We start from the raw sequence: 3,229 nt of genomic DNA, 5'->3' as shown, positions 1-3,229 counted from the left end.
AGGACCGAAGGACGCTCAGGCAGCGGGAATCGCAGCCGTATATCAGCATCCAACATCTTACCCGCATCTGACAGTTGCAGAAAATATTTTTATGGGTCATGAGATCATTAAAAACAGAATGATCCAGTGGAAGGCAATGAATACAGAAGCAAATAAACTTCTTGCGCAGCTGGATGCAGACTTTGACGCCACAGCGGAAATGGGAACTTTAAGTGTGGCACAGCAGCAGATGGTGGAAATTGCAAAAGCAATGTCTACCAATGCAAAAATCATTATTCTGGACGAGCCTACTGCCGCACTGACAAGATCTGAATCGGAAAAGCTTTATACACTTGTGGACAAATTAAAGTCAGAGGGAGTTTCCATTATTTTTATTTCTCATCGTTTTGAGGATATGTACCGTCTGGCTTCCAGAGTTACGGTATTCCGTGATTCCCAGTATATCGGAACCTATGATGTAAACGGAATTACCAATGCAGATCTGATCAAGGCAATGGTGGGACGTGAGATCACGGATCTTTTCCCGAAGCCAGAGGTTCAGCCGGGAGAGGAGATCCTGAAGGTAGAAAAGCTTTCCAGAACCGGATATTTTAAGGACGTTTCCTTTGAGATAAGAGCCGGAGAAATCCTTGGTCTTACCGGGCTGGTAGGCGCAGGCCGTACCGAGGTGGTGGAAGCTGTGTGCGGAATCACCCGTCTGGATTCCGGAAAGGTTTATCTGGAAGGGAAGGAGGTTCATATCAAGCAGCCCTCAGATGCAATGGAAAAAGGCATTATTCTTCTTCCTGAAGACCGTCAGAAGGAAGGGCTTATCATGAGCTGGGGGCTGGGAAGAAACGTAACCCTTCCCACTATCAGCAAATATGCAAAGGCCGGAATCAATGATGAAAAAACAGAGAGAGATCTGGCAAAGAAGCTTCTGGAAGAGGTAGATACCAAGGCGGTTGATATTTTCCAGCCTGCAAGCTCTCTGTCCGGAGGAAACCAGCAGAAGGTAGTGGTTGCCAAGGCGTTAAGCCAGGAGATGAAGGTTGTGATCATGGACGAGCCCACCAAAGGCGTTGACGTCGGAGCCAAGGCAGAAATCTACGGGATTATGGGAGATCTGGCAAAGAAAGGCTATGCCATTATTCTGATCTCTTCGGAAATGCCTGAGATCCTCGGTATGGCGGACCGTATTATTGTAATGTGCAACGGAAGAAAGACCGGCGAGCTTGGAAGAGAGGAAGCGACTCAGGAGAGGATCCTTGAGCTTGCCATGGAAAAGGGGGCTTCAAAATAATGGAAAAGAAATCATTGGTAAAAAAACTTACAGGATCTCGTGAAGCTCTGCTTGCAGTTGTTCTGATCGTCCTTTTTATTGTCATAACAGCCATTAATCCGTCTTTCCTGACTCCGAAATCCCTGATGGATATGCTGAAAAACAATGCGGTAACAATGGTGATGGCTCTGGGTATGCTGTGCGTTATGCTGGTAGGCGGAATTGATATTTCTATTATGTCTACTCTGGCGCTGTCCGGTATGTCCATAGGAATGCTTCTGAAAAATGATGTGATTGTAAGCACACCGCTGGCATTTCTCATTGCAGTGGGAATCGGTATTGTTTGCGGTCTGGTGGTTGGTCTTGTGATCTCCAGAGCAGATGTGCCTCCCATCATTGCCACAATGGGATTTATGTATGTGTTCCGGGCAATGGGCTACCTGGTTTCCAACGGCGGTGAGTGGGCCGGCGCAGCGGCTCTGGGCAGCTTTAAGGATTTTGCAACAACAAAATTCCTTGGTATCAACTGTGTGATCTGGGTTGTGATCCTGTGCTATGCGTTCTTTTTCTGGTTTATGAAATGGACAAGAACAGGAAGAATGATCTATGCGGTAGGAAGTAATGCCAGCGCAGCGGAGGTTTCCGGTATCAATGTGAAGAATATCAAGCTTCTTGTTTATGTGATCATGGGACTTCTTGCAGGTCTTGGGGGCGCTCTTCAGGTTTCTGTTTATGCATCAGCAATGCCTGACATGCAGTACGGCGGCGAAATGGACGTTATTGCTGCCTGCGTAATCGGCGGCGTCAGCATGAGCGGCGGCCGCGGAAGTGTTCTGGGCGCTTTGTTCGGTTCCCTGATCCTTGCAACCATTGCAAAGGCGCTTCCTCTGATTCCGTTCTTTGACCAGCTCTGGCTGAACACCATCAAGGGACTGATCATTCTGATCGTAGTTGTAATGAATGTGGTTCTGCAGCGTGTGGCAGACAAAAATGCACTGAAAGGAAGGGAGATGTAATCATGGCTGGAAAATCCGGAAGAAGTATAAATAATGTACCAGAAAGTTCGGTAAAGCGGATGATCTTCTCCTGGGAAGGAATCCTGGTTCTGATCTTTATTGCAGTGAATATTTTCTGCGCAATGTTTTCTGAGTTTTACAATATCAGCAGTCTGCTCCGTCAGATGCCGGTTTATCTTGCAGAGGTATTTCTCATGCTCCCCATGGCATATATCCTGGTCCTTGGCGAGATTGATATTTCTGTTGGTTCTATTGTGTGTCTGTCAGCCACCATGTGCTGTATTGTGTGCAACATGAACGCTCCGTTTATCGTAGTTGTCCTTACCGGTCTTGCTGTGGGAACTGTATGCGGTGCAATTAACGGACTGATCCTTACAAAATTTACAGAGCTGCCTCCGATGATCGTCACTCTGGCAACTCAGATTATTTTCCGCGGTATTGCGGAGATCATTCTGGGAAGCGGCGGAAGTATTACCATGTCAAATCTGGATGGCTTCACTGCCATTGCAGGAAAGGTGGGACAGGTTCCCTATATTCTGTTTCTGGTTGTGATCCTGGCTGTGATCTTTGCCCTTGTTCTTGGAAAAAGCACGTTTGGAAGAAGAGTATATGCCATCGGAACAAACCGTCTGACCGCATATTATTCCGGTATTCATGTTCAGAAGATCCGAATGATCATTTATACAGTGATGGGAACGGTTTCCGGCCTTTGTGCTATTTTTCTTTTGTCCTCATCCTTCGGAGCCAATACCACAACAGGAAACGGTTTTGAGATGGACGCCATCGCCATGGCAGTGTTTGGAGGAATCTCTTCCACAGGCGGCAAAGGAAATATTGCAGGAGGCGTGATCGCGGCATTTATTATCGTATGCCTCCGCGTAGGGCTGGGACAGCAGAACGTCCATGCACAGGTGATCCTTCTTATTATCGGAGCGCTTCTGATCGCGGCAGT

3 protein-coding genes are annotated in these 3,229 nt (G+C 47.3%); all 3 read left to right on the top strand.

What is annotated here, in order from left to right:
- The coding region (locus tag QVP40_RS07295) for a sugar ABC transporter ATP-binding protein (RefSeq protein ID WP_288200380.1) at window positions 1-1,282 on the top strand (1,282 nt) is incomplete at its 5' end.
- Window positions 1,282-2,277 carry an ABC transporter permease gene (locus QVP40_RS07290; protein ID WP_022067811.1) on the top strand — a complete coding sequence of 332 codons (996 nt, stop codon included), beginning with the start codon at window positions 1,282-1,284 and terminating at the stop codon, window positions 2,275-2,277. The genes QVP40_RS07295 and QVP40_RS07290, both read left to right, overlap by 1 nt.
- A 2-nt stretch (window positions 2,278-2,279) precedes the next feature.
- A partial coding sequence (locus tag QVP40_RS07285) for an ABC transporter permease (RefSeq protein ID WP_288200379.1) occupies window positions 2,280-3,229 on the top strand: 950 nt, incomplete at its 3' end.

The sequence above is a fragment of the Blautia sp. CAG:257 genome, from assembly GCF_000433815.1.
Classification (GTDB): domain Bacteria; phylum Bacillota; class Clostridia; order Lachnospirales; family Lachnospiraceae; genus Blautia_A; species Blautia_A caecimuris.
The sequence above is the reverse complement of the archived record's forward strand: the minus strand, read 5'-3'. Positions and strand labels throughout refer to the sequence as shown.

Excerpts from the sequence above, each read along its gene's own strand:
- QVP40_RS07290 (WP_022067811.1), top strand. The coding sequence starts at position 1,282 with ATGGAAAAGAAATCATTGGTAAAAAAACTTACAGGATCTCGTGAAGCT.